17 protein-coding genes are annotated in these 18857 nt (G+C 72.3%); 3 read left to right on the top strand and 14 right to left on the bottom strand.

Annotated features, from left to right (window positions below; translation table 11 throughout):
• The first annotated feature begins 50 nt into the window (after positions 1–50).
• The gene (locus AB0O15_RS36700; protein ID WP_364328785.1) at positions 51–860 is read left to right on the top strand and encodes a hypothetical protein; all 810 of its coding nucleotides are present in this window, start codon (positions 51–53) and stop codon (positions 858–860) included.
• On the opposite strand, the gene AB0O15_RS36695 is transcribed toward AB0O15_RS36700, so the two are convergent.
• From AB0O15_RS36695 to AB0O15_RS36635, 13 genes are all read right to left on the bottom strand, one after another.
• Positions 820–1590 (bottom strand): alpha/beta hydrolase, encoded by a 771-nt coding sequence (locus AB0O15_RS36695; protein WP_364328782.1) that lies wholly within the window; start codon positions 1588–1590, stop codon positions 820–822. The two genes, AB0O15_RS36700 and AB0O15_RS36695, sit on opposite strands and share 41 nt — an antisense overlap.
• A gap of 41 nt (positions 1591–1631) precedes the next feature.
• Entirely contained in the window at positions 1632–2441 is an 810-nt protein-coding gene (locus tag AB0O15_RS36690) for a helix-turn-helix transcriptional regulator (protein WP_364328779.1), read from the bottom strand.
• A gap of 105 nt (positions 2442–2546) precedes the next feature.
• Positions 2547–3935: a GGDEF domain-containing protein gene (locus tag AB0O15_RS36685; protein ID WP_364328776.1), complete on the bottom strand. Its 1389-nt coding sequence runs from the start codon at positions 3933–3935 to the stop codon at positions 2547–2549.
• 124 nt (positions 3936–4059) lie between these two features.
• The gene (locus tag AB0O15_RS36680) at positions 4060–5370 is read right to left on the bottom strand and encodes an enterotoxin (protein ID WP_364328773.1); all 1311 of its coding nucleotides are present in this window, start codon (positions 5368–5370) and stop codon (positions 4060–4062) included.
• Positions 5371–5381: 11 nt separating this feature from the next.
• Positions 5382–6155 (bottom strand): helix-turn-helix domain-containing protein, encoded by a 774-nt coding sequence (locus AB0O15_RS36675; RefSeq protein ID WP_364328770.1) that lies wholly within the window; start codon positions 6153–6155, stop codon positions 5382–5384.
• Between the two features lie 163 nt (positions 6156–6318).
• Positions 6319–6693, bottom strand: a complete 375-nt coding sequence (locus AB0O15_RS36670) for a nuclear transport factor 2 family protein (RefSeq protein WP_364328767.1) — start codon at positions 6691–6693, stop codon at positions 6319–6321.
• A 30-nt stretch (positions 6694–6723) separates the two neighbouring features.
• Positions 6724–7869: a cytochrome P450 gene (locus AB0O15_RS36665; protein WP_364328764.1), complete on the bottom strand. Its 1146-nt coding sequence runs from the start codon at positions 7867–7869 to the stop codon at positions 6724–6726.
• A 95-nt stretch (positions 7870–7964) separates the two neighbouring features.
• A complete protein-coding gene (locus AB0O15_RS36660; RefSeq protein WP_364328761.1) occupies positions 7965–9320 on the bottom strand; it encodes an amidase in 1356 nt (451 codons plus the stop codon).
• A complete protein-coding gene (locus AB0O15_RS36655; protein ID WP_364328758.1) occupies positions 9317–10183 on the bottom strand; it encodes a ScbA/BarX family gamma-butyrolactone biosynthesis protein in 867 nt (288 codons plus the stop codon). Before AB0O15_RS36655 ends, AB0O15_RS36660 begins: the two co-directional genes overlap by 4 nt.
• The gene (locus tag AB0O15_RS36650) at positions 10180–12069 is read right to left on the bottom strand and encodes a beta-galactosidase (RefSeq protein WP_364328755.1); all 1890 of its coding nucleotides are present in this window, start codon (positions 12067–12069) and stop codon (positions 10180–10182) included. Before AB0O15_RS36650 ends, AB0O15_RS36655 begins: the two co-directional genes overlap by 4 nt.
• Entirely contained in the window at positions 12066–13070 is a 1005-nt protein-coding gene (locus tag AB0O15_RS36645) for an alcohol dehydrogenase catalytic domain-containing protein (protein WP_364328752.1), read from the bottom strand. Before AB0O15_RS36645 ends, AB0O15_RS36650 begins: the two co-directional genes overlap by 4 nt.
• 62 nt (positions 13071–13132) lie before the next feature.
• Positions 13133–14059: an inositol monophosphatase family protein gene (locus tag AB0O15_RS36640; RefSeq protein ID WP_364328749.1), complete on the bottom strand. Its 927-nt coding sequence runs from the start codon at positions 14057–14059 to the stop codon at positions 13133–13135.
• Positions 14056–15297, bottom strand: a complete 1242-nt coding sequence (locus AB0O15_RS36635) for an aspartate aminotransferase family protein (protein ID WP_364328746.1) — start codon at positions 15295–15297, stop codon at positions 14056–14058. The genes AB0O15_RS36640 and AB0O15_RS36635 overlap by 4 nt, the downstream gene beginning before the upstream one ends.
• Positions 15298–15503: 206 nt before the next feature.
• Here AB0O15_RS36635 and AB0O15_RS36630 point away from each other — a divergent pair, with 206 nt between their 5' ends.
• Positions 15504–16313: an SAM-dependent methyltransferase gene (locus AB0O15_RS36630; protein WP_364328743.1), complete on the top strand. Its 810-nt coding sequence runs from the start codon at positions 15504–15506 to the stop codon at positions 16311–16313.
• Between the two features lie 69 nt (positions 16314–16382).
• Here AB0O15_RS36630 and AB0O15_RS36625 read toward each other — a convergent pair whose 3' ends face one another.
• A complete protein-coding gene (locus AB0O15_RS36625; RefSeq protein WP_364328740.1) occupies positions 16383–17630 on the bottom strand; it encodes a Gfo/Idh/MocA family oxidoreductase in 1248 nt (415 codons plus the stop codon).
• A 72-nt stretch (positions 17631–17702) separates the two neighbouring features.
• Between AB0O15_RS36625 and AB0O15_RS36620 the strand changes: the two genes are divergently transcribed.
• Entirely contained in the window at positions 17703–18809 is a 1107-nt protein-coding gene (locus AB0O15_RS36620) for an ROK family transcriptional regulator (RefSeq protein ID WP_364328737.1), read from the top strand.
• Positions 18810–18857 lie beyond the last annotated feature (48 nt).

The raw sequence follows: 18857 nt of genomic DNA, 5'->3' as shown, positions 1-18857 counted from the left end.
CCCGCGGCCGGTACCGTTTGCGGGTCGGACACGATCACCGGGAGGATCGGATGGAGCCCTTCGTGCGGGCCGTGCTCTATCTGGAGGCGGCCGACCTGCCGGCTCTGAGCCCCTGGCACGACGCGGCCGAGGCGGCGCTGCTGCCGATGGTCCAGCCGCCGGCCGCCCCCGCGGTCAGGCGTGAGGTGACCGGCTTCGTCCGGGCCGCGGACGGCAGCGGCGGCCCGATCGGTGGCGCGGTCTGGGCCGACCACCTGGTGCCCGATCTCGATCAGCTGCAGACGATCTGGAGTTACGGCGACGCCCGGCCGCACGGCCCGGTCGAACACGTCGACGTCCGGGTCTTCCGTACCGGTGGCGGTTTCCTCTGGCTCGACCTGCTCGCCGGCCTGACCGGTCCGGCGGCGCTGCCCGCGGTCTGCACCGCGATGATCGGGGTGCTGCAGGCGACCGGCGCGCAGGCCGACCCGATCTACGGCGAGATCCTGGTCGACCGCGAGCCGCAGAGCCCGCAGACCGCGCTGGACCGGGTGCTGCGCCGCATCGGGGAGGACTCGCTCGAGGCGGGCCGCCGGTTCCTGCGCGGCTACGAGTGGGTCACGGTGTGCCCGTCCGACCTGGCCAAGGCCCTGGGCGGCGCCGGCGCGCTGCGGGCGACCGGCGCGTTCGCCGAGATCACCGAGCTGGGTACGGGCGGCCTGCTGCTCCGGGCCACCGACGACCCGGCCGGCTGGACCGAGGAGGCGGCACGCCGCGTGTTCGACGCGGTGCGCCCGGTGCTGCCGCCGGGCCGGCCGCGCCCCCTCGAGTTCGAGACCATCACCAATGTGGTGATGACCGACGCCCATCCGGGTAGCTGACACCCGCGATCGCGGCGGTCAGCTCGTCCGGGTGGGACAGGAACGGCGAGTGCGCCGCGTCCAGCTCGACCACCGTGGTCGGCGCGGCCGACACCTCGTCGAGGTCCCGCACGAACCGGCGCTGCAACGCCGCCGGCACCGCGTTGTCCTTGGCACAGACCACGTAGGAGTGCGGCACCGCGCCGAACCGCTCGCGGGTCACTCCCGGGTCGGCCACCGTGATGGCGGCCGGGGCGTCGGCGGTGAGCAGCCCCATCGCCGCGTCCGAGGTGTCCGGGTCGACGTCGTGGTAGAAGGTCTCCCGGATCTGCTCGGGATCGGCCGCCACGCGCATCACGCCGGTCTCGGCCGGGTCGCCGCTCAGCAGCCGGTTCACCATCTCGCCGGCGTTCTCCGGGCTCATGAAGTAGTCGATCACCGGCCCGGTCACCGGCGCGAACGCGGCCACGAACATCAGGTGCTCGAAGAGCGACGGCTCCCGCTCGGCCGCGATCGTGGCCACCGCGCCGGCCATGCTGTGCGCCACCACGACGCACGGCTCGCCGCCACCGATCAGCCGGATGTCCTCGATCAGCGTGTCGACGGGGTTCCCGGCCCGCTTCGCCCGCAGGCCGTGCCCTTCGAGATCAACCGCTACGGAGGGTACGCCGCGGGCGGCCAGCCGGGCGGTGACGGGGCTCCAGCACCAGGTGCCGTGCCAGAAGCCATGGACCAGAATCACTGTTCGCATGTGGTCCGACCGTAGGGCCGGCCGGGACGGTCAACCACACATCAGCTGTACGTGGACAGCGCCGCCAATCGCCCTTCGGTGACCTGGCCCGCCGCCTTCATCATCAGCAGCCGCTGCCGGGAGGAGGCGCTGGTCAGCACCGAGCACTCCAGGTCGAGCCGGCCGACCCGCGGGTCGTGCACCACCTTGGCCGAGCAGTGCAGCGCCGACACCGGGTGCCGGTCCCACAGCTCGGCGAACTCCGTACTCGCCGCCCGGAGCTCCTCGACCAGCGCCGCCGCCTCCGGGTCGGCGCCGCGCCGCTGCACGGCCGAGCGCAAGTCGGCGACGTAGGCCAGCGAGGTGTCGGCCTGCTGCTCCGGCGGGTCGAGCCGGTCCCGCCACCCCGGGTCGGTGAACCACAGCCGGACCAGGTTGACGCCCACCATGTCCCCGAACAGCAGCACGTTCAGCCGGTTCTGGGCGATCAGCCCGCCCAGCTCGCCGGACATGAACCCGGGTGTGGTGCCGGCCATCTCGTGCAGCACGTAGGCCAGCTCCGGGTCGGGCTTCCCGGGGGCCGGGCGCGCGGGCGGCGCCTGCCCGGCCAGCAGGTAGAGGTGGTCGCGCTCGTCATCGGTCAGGCGCAACGCCTCGGCCATGCCGGCCAGCACGGTCACCGACGGCTGCGGCCCCCGGCCCTGCTCGAGCCGCTCGTAGTAGACCGTCGACATGTGCGCCAGCCCGGCCACCTCGTCCCGGCGCAGGCCGGGCGTGCGGCGCCGGGCCCCGTCGGGCAGGCCGACGTCGCCGGGGCTGAGCCGCTCCCGCCGCCGGCGCAGGAAATCACCCAGTTGATCGCGTGTCCGCACCGGCCGAGCATAGATGCCGGTCGTCACCGGCCGGGCGGGCCGAACCGTCGCTGGTAGTCGGTCGGGCTCAGGCCGGTCCGATCGCCACCACGCGATGCGCCCCGGTCACGTGCTGTTTGTACCCGCCAGCTCCGGCGTGTAGCGCTCGGTGCGGCCGCGGCCCGAGCGTTTGGCCTGGTAGAGAGCGATATCGGCGTGGTCGACGAGGCCTTCGGCGGTGTCCGTCTCGGCGTCCATGACGGCGATGCCGATCGAGACGCCGATGGTCACGCTGCGGCCGTCGATCTCGTACGGCCGGGTCAGGTCGTCGCGGATCCGGTCGGCCACCGCGTACGCCCCGGCGTCGTCGTGCAGCCCGCGGCACAGCACCAGGAACTCGTCACCGCCGAAGCGGCTGACGAAGTCCTCGGGCCGGGTCGCCGCGATCAGGCGCCCGCCCACCTCGGCCAGCAGGCGGTCGCCGGTCGCGTGCCCGTACGTGTCGTTGACCGGCTTGAACCCGTCCAGGTCGAGGAACAGCGCCGCCACCGGCCGCTTCTGCGCGATCGCGGCCTCGGCCTGTTCCAGGAACAGCGCCCGGTTGGGCAACCCGGTCAGCGTGTCGTGCAACCGGGCGTGGGCCAGCCGGGCCGAGCTGATCAGGGTGGCCGCGCCGATCAGCAGGATCAGCGTGACCGCGCCGGCGAATCCGGCGAAGATCAGCCAGGCCGCCCGGTTGGTCGCCCGCAGCGGCGCCAGCAGGCCCGACCGGGACGTCGCGATCACCAACCGCCAGGCCGTTCCGGCGACGGGCAGCGTCTGGAAGTAGTCGCCGCCGGTCACGCCGCTGCCGACCCGTGCCGCGGCGGTCGCCAGCCGGGCGTCCGGGACCGGCCGGCCCGCCGGTGTGCCGTCCGAGGCGACCAGCACGTGGCCGGTGCTGTCGACGATGTAGGTCCGGGTCGCCGTCACGTTGAGCGCGCTGCGCAGCACGTCGGCGACCTCGACGGCGCCGGCCGGCACCACGAGCACCCGCGTCCCGCCCTGCGTGGCGAAGGGCTGGAACGCGTAGAGCATCGGGGTGCCGTTCTCCATCGCGACGTCGCCGTACGCCAGTTTCCCGGTCGTCATGGCCAGCCGGAACCCGGGCGAGGCGGGCAACGTCGCCGCCGTCGGCGCGGCCGAGGCCGGCGAGGCGCCCAGCACCGCGCCGTCCGCTCGCAGCACGGCCAGCCAGGCGACGCCCACCCGCTGGACGTCGAGCACGGGGCCGAGGTCGCTGACCGGCCCGGCGAACGTCGTGGTCGCCCAGCCGCGCGTCTTGGTGTCACTGGCGGTGATGGTGTCCCCGGTGACCGACGCGGCCAGCCGGGCCCGGGCGTCGAACTCGCCGACGATCCGGTCGCGCGCCTCGGCCTGCGTCCGGGCCAGGTAGAAGCCGACCAGCCCGACCATGGCGACGGCCAGCATCACTATGCATCCAGCCGCGGCGCGGCGCAGGAGGGCGATGTTCACATCACCCGTATCGGCAGTTCCCGCCCGGCCCTGAGCCGGTCAGCCCCGATAGGTCCGGCCGGCGCCGGGAAGACCGAACCGGGCGGCCGATCGGGGGTGCGAGAACTGCCCTGCCTCGCAAGAATCATCGCAGGGCCGCCACGGCGCGTTCGGCGTCGGTGAACGGCGGCTCGGCCGGCGGGGCCGAGCGTGGCCCGCGGGCGGTGGCCAGCACCGTGCGCGGGCGGAACAGCCGGGTCGCCGGGGCGTTCAGGCTGAACACCCGGACCAGTTCCTCGGCCACGTCCGGCCGGTCCAGCGCGGTGCGGAACAAGCGGTGCTGGTAACGCCAGACCAGGCGGTCGGTGCGGGCCGGCGCGGCCCCGCGTACGCCGGGAAACCGCACGTCGGACCCCGCGGCGTGCCCCCACCCCTCGGCCGCGGCGGCGGTGATCGCGGCCTGGTCCACCCGGTCGCGCAGGATCAACGCCTGCTTGGCGGCGATCGACATGCCGTGGCCGTACACCGGGTTGTAGGCGGCGACCGCGTCACCCAGCGCGACCAGCCCCGCCGGCCACTCCCGCACCCGGTCGTAGCGCCGCCGCCGGTTGGCCGTGGTGTTGGTGACCCGGACCGGGCCGAGCGGCTCGGCGCCGGCGATCAGGTCGCCGACGATCGGGTGCCGCATCGCCCGCGCGAACGCCACGAACTCGTCCTCGCCGGCCGGTGGCTCGCCCCCTCGGGTGCCGGAGAGCGTGACCAGCCAGCGCCCGTCCTCGATCGGCATCAGCGCCGCGGTCTGCCCGGGCCGGCCCAGCGTGGGGTCGGCCTGGATGTTCACGATCGGGAAGTCGCCGGCCGGGGCCCGGAACAGCCGCGTCGCGTACCTCAGCCCCGAGTCGACCACCTGCTGCGGCACCTCCGGGACGCCGAGTTCGCCCAGCCAGTGGGTCAGCCGCGACCCCCGTCCGGTCGCGTCCACGACAAGATCGCCGTTCAAGATCGTTTCTTGGGTACGTGCGCCCGACACCCGCCGCGCGTCGCCGGTCAGGCCGTCGACCGTGGTGCCGTCCATGATCCGCACGTTCGGCCGGGCGAGGACCCGCTGCCGGAGCACGTGGTCGAGGAGGGCCCGGCTGCACGAGATCACGTACTCGCCGGTCGGGCGCCGGGGCAGCCAGCCCTGCGGCAGCAGCATCACATAGCCGTGCGGCAGCCCGAGCCGATGTGCCCCGGCCGCGATCCACGCGTCGACCGTGCCGGGGAGCAGGTCGTCGACGATGCGGGCGCCGCTGGACATCAGCACGTGGGCGTGGTGGCCCTGGGGCAGGCCGCGGCGATGGTCGGGTTCCGAGGGGAGGGTGTCACGTTCGATGAGCGTGACGTCGTAGCGAGGGGTGAGCGCGGCCGTGGCGAGCAGTCCGGCCAGCCCGGCGCCGAGGACGATGGCATGCATGTCGATGCTCCTCAGGTGGGGTCGATCTTCTCGGCCAGTTCGGCGTTGATCCGCAGCAGCTCACGCAGGGTCTCGTCGCGGTGGGCGTCGATCCACCGGGTGGGCGCGGTGATGCAGACGGCGCCGGCCAGGTGGCCGTACCGGCGCAGCGGCACGGTCACCGACTGCCAGCCGGCCACCGGGGACGGGCCGAACGCGTAGCCGTGTGCGCGGATCGCCGCGATCTCCGGGTCGGCCACCATCCGGTCGCCGACCAGGCCGGCCAGCATGACCCGGCCGGGCGCGTCGACCGAGAGCGGCGCGCAGAACAGGATGTCGGAGGTGAGCTGGCGTTCGGCGTCGCCGAGCAACTCGTCGTGCTTCGGCGCGAAGTACGCCAGGCAGTACCGCATCGGCGTGTCCAGCATCAGCGGCACGTAGAGCAGCACGGTCTGGCCGGTGGTCCGCTGCAGCGCGGCGAGCAGCAGCCGGGTCCGGCGGGACAGGGCCAGCATCGACCCGGTGCCGGTCTGGGCCATCACGGACGGTGGGGCCGGCTCGACCGCGCCGGTGTAGGAGTCACCGGCGCGGTCGACGAGCGAGTACCGGCCGCGGTCCGCTTTCGACACGGTGCCGACGCGGATGGCCGACTGGAGGATCCGGTGTGCCGTGGACGGCTCCAATCCCGCCTGGGTGGCGACGTCGCGCAACCGGTGCGGACCCGGTCCGAGCGCGGCCAGCGCGTCGAGCAGGAGGAAGGCACGATCATTGGCGGTGCGGGCAGCGGCTGGAGTCACGATCGTCACGCTTTTCTCCCCGTTGAAGAGAATCGAACCGTCGACTGAACGATGAAACCGATAAATCTCCAAACCCGAGGTCTGTCAGAAAGTTGCCGGTGAGCGTAACTCCATTCCGTGTCTAATGTGTAGCCTTCGGTAATGTAGTGATCATCACCTCGAAACAGGATTTTCAGAACATTCCATTGGGTACTCTGGACCCTTCTGGAACGGGTTGCTCGACATCCCAGTGCTCAACGATTCGGCCGTTCTCCAGCCGCCACAGGTCGACCACGGCGAGCCCCTCGCCCGATTCGCCCGGCAACTTCATGTTGTGGTGCACGGCCACGTGGTCACCGTCGGCCAGGATCAGCTTGATGTCCGAGCTGCCGCCGTAGAACGCGGCCTCGGCCAGATGGTCCAGGTAGGCCTGTCGCCCGGACGGCGCGTCCGGGCTGTGCTGCACGAAGCCCTCCCCGATGACCTCGGTCAGCCGGCTCAGGTCACGATGCGTGAAGAACTGTTCGTAGCACTCGCGGATAATCTGCTTGTTGCGGTCCGCCGACATTGTGTTTCCTCCGCTTCGAATCGGTGGTGCTCACCAGGTGACGTGCAGTTGCCGAATGCCGTGGAAGTCCATGGATTCGGTGACGGGGAGTCGCTGAGAATGCTCGCTGAGACGCAATCCCGGCAGCCGATGGAAGAGCCGGGGAAGCGCGACGTCGAGCGTGGCCCGGGCCAGCAGATGCCCGATGCACTGATGCGGCCCGAACCCGAACGCCAGATGCTGCCGGGCATTCGGCCGGTCCGGGTCGATCCGGTCCGGGTCCGGGAACCGGTCCGGGTCCCGGTTGGCCGTCTGCAGGCTGAGGACCACGCCCTCGCCGGCCCGGATCAGCTGATCGCCCGCCCGCAGATCCCGGGTGGCGACCCGGGCGATGCCGAGCTGGACGATCGTGTGGAAGCGCAGCAGCTCGTCGGAGGCCACCGGGTCGCGGCTGAGACCAGGATCGGTCAGCAGCGAGTACGCCCCCAGCGCGAGCATGCTGGCCGAGGTGTCGTGCCCCGCGCCGAGCAGCAGCACCAGGTTGTGGATGGCCTCCGGCTCGGTCAGCTCGCCGGCCGCCACCGGCCCGGTCATCAGCCGGCTGATCAGATCGTCCCGGGGCTCCGCGGCCCGCTGCCGGACCAGGCCGCGGAGCAGCTCGGTGATACCGCGCCCGGCGGCCAGCTTGTCCTCGTCGGACCGCTCGCCGTCGGTGAGCACCTCGGTCAGATGCTCGAACTCGTCGTGGCACTCGTAGGGCACCCCGAGCACCCGGCAGATCACGCCGGACGCGACCGGAAGGGCGTACCCGGAAACAAGATCTTTGGGTCCCGCCCCGTCGGCGAACCGCTCCGCGCATTCCGCGGCCACCTCCTCCAGCATCGGCCCGGCGAGACGGGTCGCGGCCACCGTGAACTCGGCCGCCACCATCCGCCGTAGCCGCCCGTGCTCCGGCTCGTCCACCCCGATGAACGTCCGGTTCAGCGGCGGCGTCTCCACGGCCGCCCCGAACCGCGGATAACCCGGCCGGGTGGCGTCCGAGCTGAGCCCCGGCTCCTTCAGCAGCCGCCGCACGTCGTCGTACCGTGTGACCAGCCACGCCTCGGCCCCGCTGGGCAGCACGATCCGGGTGGCCGGCCCGGCCTCCCGCCACGCGGCGTAAACCGCCGGCGGATGCAACGGCTCCTCGCGACTCATCGGGTATCGAACCGGCGCATCCACCCGCAAAGCGGCGCCCGAAGCATCCCCCTCACCCCCCCTTTGCTCTGCGCACTCATACTCACCTCCTGGTCTCATGACACCCCCCAGTTCGGCGATCGGGGCAGGCCGGGCATGGTGCGGACCCGCTCGATCTCCCGCCCGAGCTCCAGCAGGGCGACGTCGCCGCCCGGCGGGCCGATCAGCTGGAGCCCGACCGGCAGCCCCTCGGCCGTGACACCGCAGGGCACGACCAGCGCCGGGCAACCGGCCATGGTGGCGACGGTGGTGAGCGGCCACGAGGCGGCGACCGCGCCCAGGTCGTCGAGCGGCATCCGCCAGGGCAGCACCCCGAACGCCGGGGTCACCAGCACGCCGAGATCCGTGCGCTGGGCCTTGGCGTGCACGGCCCGCGCGGCGGCCAGCCGGGCCGGCGACAGCGATCGTCCCGCCTCCACCTCGGCCCGGATGCTCGCCCCGAGCCGGTCGGAGAACCGGTCGACCGCCGGCCCGTGCAGCACCGCGGCCCGATGCGCGAGCAGGTCCACACAGGCCTCGTGCCACCCGTCGACCTGGGGCGAAGCCGCCTCGACCCGGTCGCCGAGCGCCGCCGCCACCACGTGGGCGCAGATGTCCGCGATGGCCGGATCGACCGGCACGCGACCGCCGAGGTCGGCGCTGTAACCGATCCTGCTCACCGGCGGCGCGGCCGGCTGCGACGGCGCCATCGCCCGCAGCATGAGCAGGGCGTCGTCGACGTCCCGGGCGATCGGTCCGTGCACGGTGAACCCCGGCACCGGATCTTCCGGGAAGGCCGCCGCCGGCACCAGGCCGGGCGTGGTCCGCAGCCCGACCACCCCGCAGAACGCCGCCGGGATGCGGATCGAGCCGGCCGTGTCCTCGCCGTGGGCCAGCCAGGACGTGCCGGACGCGACCGAGGCTGCTGCTCCGCCGCTGGACGCGCCGCAGCTCAGGGCCGTGTTCCAGGGGTTACGGGTCGGTCCGAAAAGGTCGTTCGTGGTCTCCGGGCCGGACAGGAGCTCGGGCACGTTGGTCTTGCCGATCACCGCCATGCCCTGTGCTTCCAGTCGTCGCACCAACGGGTCCGAGGTGCTCGCGACCCTAGGCGTACGACCAGGAAGTGAGTATGAGTGCGCAGAGCAAAGTAGCGAGCCGAGGGTGGTGGGCAAACCGGCGACGTCGAGCACGTCCTTGACCGTGATGGGAAGGCCGGGCCGCGGCGACGCCACGCGCAGCGGCACCGCGTTGATCACCGGGTCCACCGACGCCAGCTGCGCGAGAGCGGCGTCGCGGACCTCCTCGCCGTCGAGCCGGCCCGATCGGAGCCGGGCGAGCACCTCGCGGGCCGACAGGGCGAGCAGGGCATTCGGGAGGGCCTGGGCGGGCTGGGTGTGCGGGGCGGGCTGGGCGTGGGGGGCGGGCGGGCTCATGCCGACGGCCAGTGGGCGCGGGCGGCCAGCTTCTCGAACTGGCGCACCTCGGTGTGGAAGCCGTCGGAGCGGCGGGCGACCGTGACGGAGGCCGGCGAGTCCAGCTCGACGAAGCGGAAGAACTGGAGGGACACCGACAGCGGGGCGTAGAACGGGTCGCCCGACGTGGCGATCACGGCCTGGCGCATCGCCTCGGTGAGCAGCATGCCGGGGGCGTGGTCGGTCGGGTTGTCGAAGAAGTTCGGGTGCTCGGGGTCCACCCGCAGCCGGAAGCCGGCGCCGTGCGGCGAGATCACCACGTCGCGGGCGAGGGCGCGGCCGGCCGTGTGCGGGTCGACCGGGGGCGGCATCGTGGCCCGGGACAGGGCGACCGTGGCGGGGTCGCGGCCGCGTACCTTCAGGTAGGTCTCGTTGGGCGGCACGATGGCCTGGCCGGTGCCGGTGGCGATGCGGTCGCCGCCGCGGAACAGGGACATGCCGATCGTCGTCTGCATGATGCTGTGCGACGCCGTGGAGGCGGGGCGGGCCGTGGTGAGCTCGACGATCAGCTCGGTCGGGTCGGCGGTGACCTTCAGGCCGGCCGGGTCCACGGTGAACTCCACCGACCGCATGATCTGCATGGTGGCCAGCGGCACGTCGTCGACGACGTGGGCGATCAGCAGCGCGGCCTGGCGGAAGGTCTCCAGCACCAGGATCGGGTCGTGCGTCTCGTGGTCGAGCAGCGTGTAGTAGCCGCCCAGCCGCGACCAGGCGGCCCCGGCGGTCAGCGTGCTGCCCTCCTTGGCGTACGAGGTGATCAGCACGGTCGTCGTGTCGCCGCGGTCGACCAGGGCGCGCGGCACCAGCGTGTCGAAGGTGATCATGAGAGCTCCAGGGAGAGGCCGGCGGGCGGGAAGGACGGCAGATCCACGTCGGACGTCGCGACCGCCACGTCGAACGAAGGGGCGTGCAGGTAGGCGGCGCCGAAGGCCGGGAGGTCGGCGGTGACGACGCGGTCGCCGAGCTTCCGGCGTACCAGAACGGCGTTCTCGGTGGGGTTGAAGGCGAACAGGCCCACCGGATGGCCGGCCGGGTCCTCGTGGACGAACGCCACGCCCGGGTCGCTGGCCGGGTGGGCGTAGCGCGGTGCCGGCAGCAGCCGGGGCAGCGTCTCGGCGGCCACGGTGATCGGCACCAGCACGTCGCCGATCTCGGACCAGCCGGGGCGGGCCCGCTCGGCCAGCAGGATCACCGAGCCACCGCCGTCCCGGTGCCGGCGCAGCAGCGCGAGCAGCGCGTCGTCCGGATCCTGGGCGCCCAGCGGCACCAGCCAGACCTCGCCGACCCGCTCGTGCGCGGCGCTGCGTTCGGTGAGCACGTCCACCCGGTACTGGTGGTCGGTCATCAGCGCGATCGAGGCGTCGATCGCGGCCCGCAGCACCGCGTCGGCCGGGCCGTCCGCCTCGGTCCACGCCGCCGCCCGGGCCAGCACGTCGGGCACCAGCAGGGCGAGATCGGCCGAGAACCGCGCGCCGTGCGGGACCTCCGGCGCCCGGAGCAGGTCGCGCAGAGCGTGCAGGGCGTGCAGGTTCGCTCCGGTACGCCCGTTCTCGTGCAACGGGGCGCCGGGGCAGTACGGCGGCCCGTAGTCGGCCGGGTCCAGCCCCTCCGACCGCAGCCCGGCCGGGTCCAGGTCGATCTCCGGACCCCAGTGCGTGGTGGCCGTGGACGTGTAGACGCTGCACGTGGACGACCCGAGCCCGAGGGCGAGCAGCGCGTGGAACAGCACCGTGCCGGGCCGGGCGAATGATTCGTCGGTCCAGGTGAAGCCCCAGTTGTCCTCGACGTTGCTGGACCGGCGGGCGCGGACCCCGAACCAGTGCGCGGCGAACGCGTCGGCCGACCGGGACGCGTTGCCCACCCAACTCGTGTAGCCCTCGTGGAAGCCGATGTCGTCCAGGTCGGCGGTGCGCAGGAGCCAGCCGGCGGCGCTGCCGGCCACGGTCAGGTCGGGCAGCGGCAGGTTGACCGTGGCGATCTCCCGGGTGGCCGGCTTCAGGGCGGCCGCGAGCTCCTCGTACTGCGCCCTCAGCACCGTGCCGCCGTGCCGGGCCCACGCCGCGCGCACCGCCATCGGCCAGTTCCGCGGTGACGTGCGGGCCGCCTCGGCCAGCGCCGGGTCGGTCCGGGCCAGCGCGCTGATGAACGCCGCGATCGCCGGCGCCGCGAAGTCGTGCGCGGTGACCGCCCGGTTGGCGTCGCTGTAGACGCCCTCGTTGCCGAGCTGGACCGCGACCACCGGGCCGGCCGGGGCCAGATGTGGCGTCAGCACCTGCTCGTCCACGGCCGACAACCACCGGCGGACCTGCGCCGCGTACGCCGGGCCGAACGTGCTCGGCAGGGCCAGGGCCTGGGAGGTCACCGGCTTGCCGTCGGCGTCCAGCACGGCCGGCAGGGCCGGGTCGACGGTCGGGCTGACCCGGTCGGGCAGCCCGCCCAGTTGCACCTCGCCGTGCACGAACGGGCCGGGCTTGAGAACGGCTCTCATGCCGTGCGCGGCGATCAGCCGGAGCAGCCGGAGCACGTCGCGCTGGGCGTCGGTGGCGCCGCTGAAGTCGTACCCGTCGCCGTCGATCTCGTGGAACCGCCACGGGAGGTAGCAGGTCACCACGTCGATCCCGGCCGTGGCCAGGGCGCCGAGGTTGGCGTCCCAGCGTTCCGGCAGCGCGCGGTAGTAGGGGTATTCGCCGTAGAGCAGCGGCCGGGTCACGCGGCACCACCGCCCGGCTCGATGACCACTTTCAGGCCCGCGTATGCGGCCCCGCCGCCGATGCCCAGCGCGGTCAGCGCCGCGTCCACCCGGTCGAGCCCGAAATGGTGCGACACGATCCGTTCCAGCGGCAGGTGCCGGGCCATCCGCACGGCCCGCCCGAAGACCTGGCTGTTGTAGTCGCCGGCGCCGATGATCCGCAGACCACGCTGGAGCAGCTCGAGCGGGCGCACCTCGGCCGTGGCCCGCTCGTCGAAGCCCATCACCACGACCCGGCCCAGGTCGGCGGCCAGCGCGCAGGCCTCCGGCAGCAGCGACCCGACGGTGTCCACGACCACGTCGGCCCGGCTGGGCGTCTCGGTCACCGTCACGGTCGTGTCCTCGAAGAACGTGACCGCGGCGTCGCGCCGGAACGGGTCCTTCTCGACCAGCTGCACGGACGCGCCGAACTCGGACGCGGCCAGCGCGGTGACCGTGCCGATCGGCCCGGCGCCGAGCACCGCGACCCGGTCCCCGGCGCCGACGGACGCGGCGAGCAGGTTGTTGAGCACGCAGGCCAGGGGTTCGACCAGCACCGCCCGGTCGTAGGACATGCCGTCCGGGATCAGGTGCAGGAAACGTTCCTCGAGCCGCATGAACTCGGCGAACGCTCCGTCCCGGTCGATCCCGATCTCGTTGCCGGTCTTGTTCTCGCAGAAGTTGAGCACGCCGTCGCGGCACCGGTCGCACAGCCCGCAGTAGAGCGTCGGGTTGACGATCACCCGGTCGCCCGGCTTGAGCGTGGTGACGCCACTGCCCGTCTCGACGACCTCGCCGACCGCCTCGTGTCCCATCACCACGCCCGGCTCGGCCGGGAACTTGCCGAGCAGCACACCGCGGTCCGTACCGCAGATCCCGACCTGCACCACGCGCAGCACCACGTCGTCCGGCGCCGCGCAGACCGGTCGCGGCCGGTCGACCAGCTCCAGCGTCCGATCGACGCCCAGTACCAGGGCTTTCATCGTGTGACCTCCCATTACCAGCGGATCAAGGCGTGCCATTACCAGCGGATCGAGGCGTGCCATTACCAGCGGATCGTGTCGAGCAGAGCCTGGTGCAGTTCCGGTGTCGACGCGGCCACGCAGGAGCGCTGCGCCTCCGGGTCGACGGCCAGCAGGGGCGTGGGGCCGAGCGACTCGCCGTACGCGTCGGTGACCACCACCCCGGCGCGGCGGGCCAGGTAGACCGCGGCCGCGATGTCGTAGGGGAAGAGGTGCAGGATGTTGCCGCGCCCGACCCGCCGGAAGTCGCTCTCGGTCGCCGGGTGGTCGCGCAGGACCCGGTTGCCGATGTCGACGTACGCGTCGAGCTGGCCGGTGATGATCCGGCTGATCGAGAACGTGGCGCTGTTGAACAGGAAGATGCCGCCGGTGTTGGCGCTGGCGTCGACCAGGTGCGCGTACGCGTCGGTCATCAGCCGCATCGGGTGGCCGTTGAACTCCAGCGACCAGAACATCCGGTCGATCGAGGTGGTCCGGCTGAGCCGGGGCAGCGTCCAGTCGTAGCCGTGCCACTCCAGCGGCGCCGCCAGCGTGTCGTCGGCGTAGAGCCGCTTCCCGCTCTTCAGTTCGAGCAGGTGGGCGGCGCAGACGTCGGCGAGGGTCGGATCGTCGGTCAGGGGCGCCGCGGCGATCGACACGGTGGCCATCTCCAGGCCCGCGGACGCCGGCCGGGTGCCGTCGATCGGGTCGATGAGCAGCACGTGCCGCGGGTCGGGCCCGGTCGTCCGCAGGATGTTGTCCTCGGTGTAGACGGCCACCGGCTCGGGGGCGTGCTCGGTCAGGTGCTTCCAGACCGCGTCCTCGGCCACGGCGTCGATGTCGAACTGGGCGTCGCCGCCGGGGGAGTCGCCCTGGACGTGCCGGGGCAGGCCGGCCCGGGCGTGGTCCAGCACGGCGGTCCGCACGGCCTGGGCGGTGCCGAGAAGCAGGGTACGCAGGTGAGCGCTCATCGGGTCACCGCACGCAGCAGCGCCTCGAAGCGGTCGCCGATCTCGTCCGCCTGGGCCATGGTGAGGATCAGCGGCGGCCGGATCTTGATCACGTTGCCGTGCCCGTAGCGGGACGTCCGCAGGATCAGCCCGTGTTCCATGGCGCGCGCGGCCAGTTCGTTGGTCAGCGCCACGTCCGGTTCCCGGTCCGGCTTGATCATCTCGGCGCCGATCATCAGACCCACTCCGCGCACGTCCCCGATGCACGGGAAGCGGCGCTGCAGGTCGGTCAGCCGGGCCATGATCCGCTCGCCGGTGGCGGTGACGTTGGCCAGGAACTCCGGCTTGCCGACGATGTCCAGGGTCACGCTCGCGGCCGCGGCGGCCAGCAGGTTCGCGCCGTAGGTGAACGAGTGGTGGTGCCCGGGCAGCCCGGTCAGCCGTTCGCCGGTGAGGATCGCGGCCACCTGGGCGCCGCTGCCGCCGAGTCCTTTTCCGACGGTTATCGCGTCCGGTTCCACCCCGAAGTGCTGAGCTGCGAACATTTTCCCGGTACGCCCGATCCCGGTCTGGATCTCGTCCAGGATCAGCGCGATACCGTGCCGGTCGCAGAACTGTCGCAACGCCGGCAGATAGCCGTCCGGGGAAACGATGTTCCCGCCGTTGCCGGAGATCGGCTCGAGCACGATCGCGGCGACCTGGCCACCGCTCGCGTACTCCAGGAAATCGTCGAGCCGGTCCACGCACATCAGCCCGCAGGTGTTTCGGTCCTGCCCATAGAAACAGCGATAGCAGTACGGATCGGGAACCTGCACCGAGCCCGGATAGAGCAGCGGGAACGGCGCCTTCCGAAACGCGTTCCCGGACATCGACGTCATCATCATGGTCTGGCCGAGATGACTGCGGAACAGCGTGATGACCTCGCGCCGCCCGGTGGCCGCCTGGGCCATCTTGATGGCGCCCTCGTTGGCCTCCGAGCCGCCCGCCACCTTGAGATGCACCCTGGTCAGGCTCTCCGGGGAGCAGGCGACCAGCTTGCCGACCAGGTCGTCGACCGGGTCGCTGCGGAAGGTCGAGGTCAGATGAATGGCCAGCTCGGCCTGTTTCTGAACGGCGCCGACGACGGCCGGATGGGAATAGCCGAGGCTCAGGTTGAACGTCGCCGACGCACAGTCCAGATAGGCCTCGCCCGCGTCGTCGTAGAGATAGACACCCTCGCCCCTCACCATTCTGTGGTCGCTGACCTCGTAATAGATCATGTCCCTGACAGACGGTTTCATCAGCACCTCTTGTCGAGTGGGTCTGATGCGTCTGATGTTTGGTGAGATCCGAACGCCGGTCAACGTTTGTCGTGATTGGAAAGAGTGCTTCCCGTGACGCCGAAAAATCGTGGATCACGTTCCACGTCGTGGAAATGCGCCACGGTGCGTCACCATCCCTTTTGGAGCATGTACGCTCATGAGTCATGACCGACCGCGACGTCAGCGACAAGCTGGACACGTCCATCCCGCACTCCGCCCGGGTCTGGAACTACTGGCTCGGTGGCAAGGACAACTTCGAGGTCGACCGCCAGGTCGGCGATCAGTTCGCCCAGCTGTACCCGGACATCGCGGTGGTCGCCCGGTCGTCGCGCGCGTTCCTCAAGCGCGCGGTCACCCATCTCGCCGCCGAGCAGGGCATCCGCCAGTTCCTCGACATCGGCACCGGCATGCCGACGGCCGAGAACACCCACCAGGTGGCCCAGGCCGTCGCGCCCGACGCGCGGATCGTCTACGTCGACAACGACCCGCTGGTCCTGGTGCACGCGCGGGCGCTGCTGACCGGCACCGACGAGGGCGCCACCGAGTACCTCGACGCCGACCTGCACGACCCGGCCGACATCATCGCCAAGGCCGGCGAGACCACCCTCGACCTGTCCCAGCCGGTCGCGCTGATCCTGATGAACATCCTCGGTCACGTCCCCGACCTCGACCGGGCCGACGAGATCGCCCACACGCTGATGGCCGCCCTGCCCCCGGGCAGCTACCTGGTCACCGCGGACGGCACCAACGTCATCGACGGCCCGGCGTTCGAGCAGGCCATCGGGGTGTGGAACGCGAACGCGCCGCTCTCGTACCACCTGCGGCACCCCGACGAGCTGACCCGCTTCCTGACCGGCCTCGAGGTGCTCGAGCCGGGCCTGGTCCCGTGCGCGTCCTGGCGCCCGTCGCCCGACGCCCCGCCGGAAGACCTGCGCCCGACCGACGAGTACGGCGCGGTCGGCCGCAAGCCGTAGGGCGCAAGCCGTAGTGGTGGCCCAGGACGGTATCCGCGGTCCGGATGCCGCCCTGGGCCACCACCAGACTCAGAGGCGGATCACCTCGTCGCGGAGGCGGGCCTGCTCGGCGGCCCAGACGACGCGGTGGGTGGCCAGGCTCTCCACCGGGTCGGAGGGGAGCAGGGCCGGGTCGCCGCCGGCCACGGCCGCGATGAAGGCCTCGGTCAGGCCCTCGTCGCCGCCACCGTGCCCGTCGGCCGCCGACGAGCCGCCCGCCTCCTCGGAGTCGAACACCTCGGTCTCGCCGGTGACGAAGTCGAGCAGCGTCACGTGCCGGCCATCGCCGTCGAGGTAGCCGCGGGTGCCCTGCAGCCGGGTGCGGCGGTGTTCCATCGGGGTGAACGCGCTGACCGTGAACGAGCAGGTCGCGCCGTCCGGGAAGGCCAGGTTCACCACCTGGTGGTCGACCACGTCGTTGTCGCAGGCGTAGACGCAGCGGCCGTACGGGCCCTCGCGCAGCGCCGTCCGCAGCGACTCCTCGGTGGCGATCGGGGTGACCGCGCCCAGCGGCCAGAAGTGGTCGTCCGGGTCGGCCAGGGCCTGCTCGTAGCGCCGCTTGGCCGAGTACGGGCAGGTCGACTCGACCGAGCAGTCGAGGCACCGATCGGCCGCGCCGGCCGGGCGCTCGGACGGCCGGAAGTGGCTGAGGCTGCCGAACGACGACACCCGCTCGGGCAGCTGCCCGAACAGGTGCACCAGCCAGTCGATGTCGTGGCAGCACTTGGTCAGCAGCAGCGGACCGGACTCCTCGGTGTTGCGCCAGTTGCCGCGCACGAACGAGTGCGCGAAGTGCCACCAGCCGACCGGCTCCAGGTGTTGCACGCTGACCAGTTTCCCGATCCGCCCGGTGTCCAGCAGGCCCTTGACCAGCCGGGTGTAGGGCGTGTAGCGCATCACGTGACAGACCGCGGCGATCACCTTGTTGCGCACCGCCGCCTCGACGATGGCCGCCGCGTCCTCCTCGGTCGGCGCCAGCGGCTTCTCGATGAGCAGGTGGTAGCCGAGGTCGGCGAGCCGGACCGCGGGGTCGCGGTGCATCCGGTCCTGGGTCGCGACGATCGCCGCGTCGGCCAGCCGGGGCTCGGCGACCAGGCCGGACCAGGAGTCGAAGACGAACTCGGGCGCGATGCCGAATTCGGCGGCGGCGGCCGTGCGGCGGCCGGGGTCGGGCTCGGCGACGGCGACGACACGCGCGTCACCGGTCGAGACGGCGTGCCGTGCGTACGCCTGACCCCGAAGGCCGGCCCCGACGAGAGCTAGAGTCACCGCAGACATGGCGTCCCTTCGCGTTTAATTAACAAGGACTCCATTAAAAGCACCGAGACGGCCGTACGCCAAGGGGACACGTTGACCGCGCATCTCGCCGGCGGGGATCTCTCCCGCCTCCGTCAGCTCAACGCGCACAGCGCGATCCGGACGCTGCGGGACGAGCCGTCCCTGACCCTGACGGAACTGTCCAAACGGATCGGCCTGTCCCGCGCCTCGACCGAGGACGTGGTGCGTGAGCTGCTCGATCTGGGCTGGGTGACCGAGGTCGAACCGGCGGCGGGCGGGGTGGGCCGCCCGGCCCGGCGGTACCGCTTCAACGCCGGCGCCGGCCACCTGCTCGGCGTCGACGTCGGCGGCCACAAGGTGCTGGCCCTGGTCACCGACCTGGACGGCACGGTGCTGCACAGCCGGCGGGTCGAGGTGACCACCGACCTGGGCCGGCGGGAACGGCTGGCCGCGGTCGACCGGGCCGTCACCGGGGTGCTGCGCGAGGCCGGGCCGATCGCCGACCGGTTGTGGGCGACCGGGGTGGCGACCACCGGCTGGGTCGACGGCTCGGGCCGGGTGCTGCTGTCCGACGCGCTGCCCGAGTGGACCGGGATCGACCTCGCCGCGCACGTGTCCCGGCTGGTGCCGGGCCGGGTGCTGGTCGAGAACGACAGCAAGCTGGCGGCCCTGGCCGAGACCTGGCGGGGGGTCGCCCGGTATGTCTCCGACCTGGTCTTCATCCTGTCCGGCTGGCGCACCGGGGCCGGCCTGATCATCGGCGGCCGGCTGCACCGCGGGTTCGCCCAGGGCGCCGGCGAGCTCGGCGCGCTGCCCGTGGTGGGCTGGAAGCGGGCGCCCGACCACCTGGCCGCGTGGCCGAGCGGGAGCGACATCTTCGCTGCGGCGCGAGCCGGTGACCGGGCCGCGCTGGCCGCCGTCCGGCGCTACGTGAAAGACCTCGCGCTGGGCGTGTCCGCGCTGGTCCTGACGCTCGACCCGGAGCTGGTGGTGATCGGCGGCGGGTTCTCCCGGTCGGCCGACGTGCTGATCGGGCCGCTGCGTCAGGAACTGGACCGCTGGGTCCTGCGTACGCCGGAGATCCGGGTCTCGACCCTGGCCGACGAGGGGGTGGCGCTGGGCGCCGCCAAGCTCGCCCTGGACTCGGCCGAGGACCGCTTCTCGCTCATTCGAGGATGACCGTTTGCCCCGAGTGCCTTGTGATCGGCGTCGCAGTGCACTAAATAA

It is taken from the genome of Actinoplanes sp. NPDC089786, assembly GCF_040684855.1.
GTDB lineage: Bacteria > Actinomycetota > Actinomycetes > Mycobacteriales > Micromonosporaceae > Actinoplanes.
The sequence above is the reverse complement of the archived record's forward strand: the minus strand, read 5'-3'. Positions and strand labels throughout refer to the sequence as shown.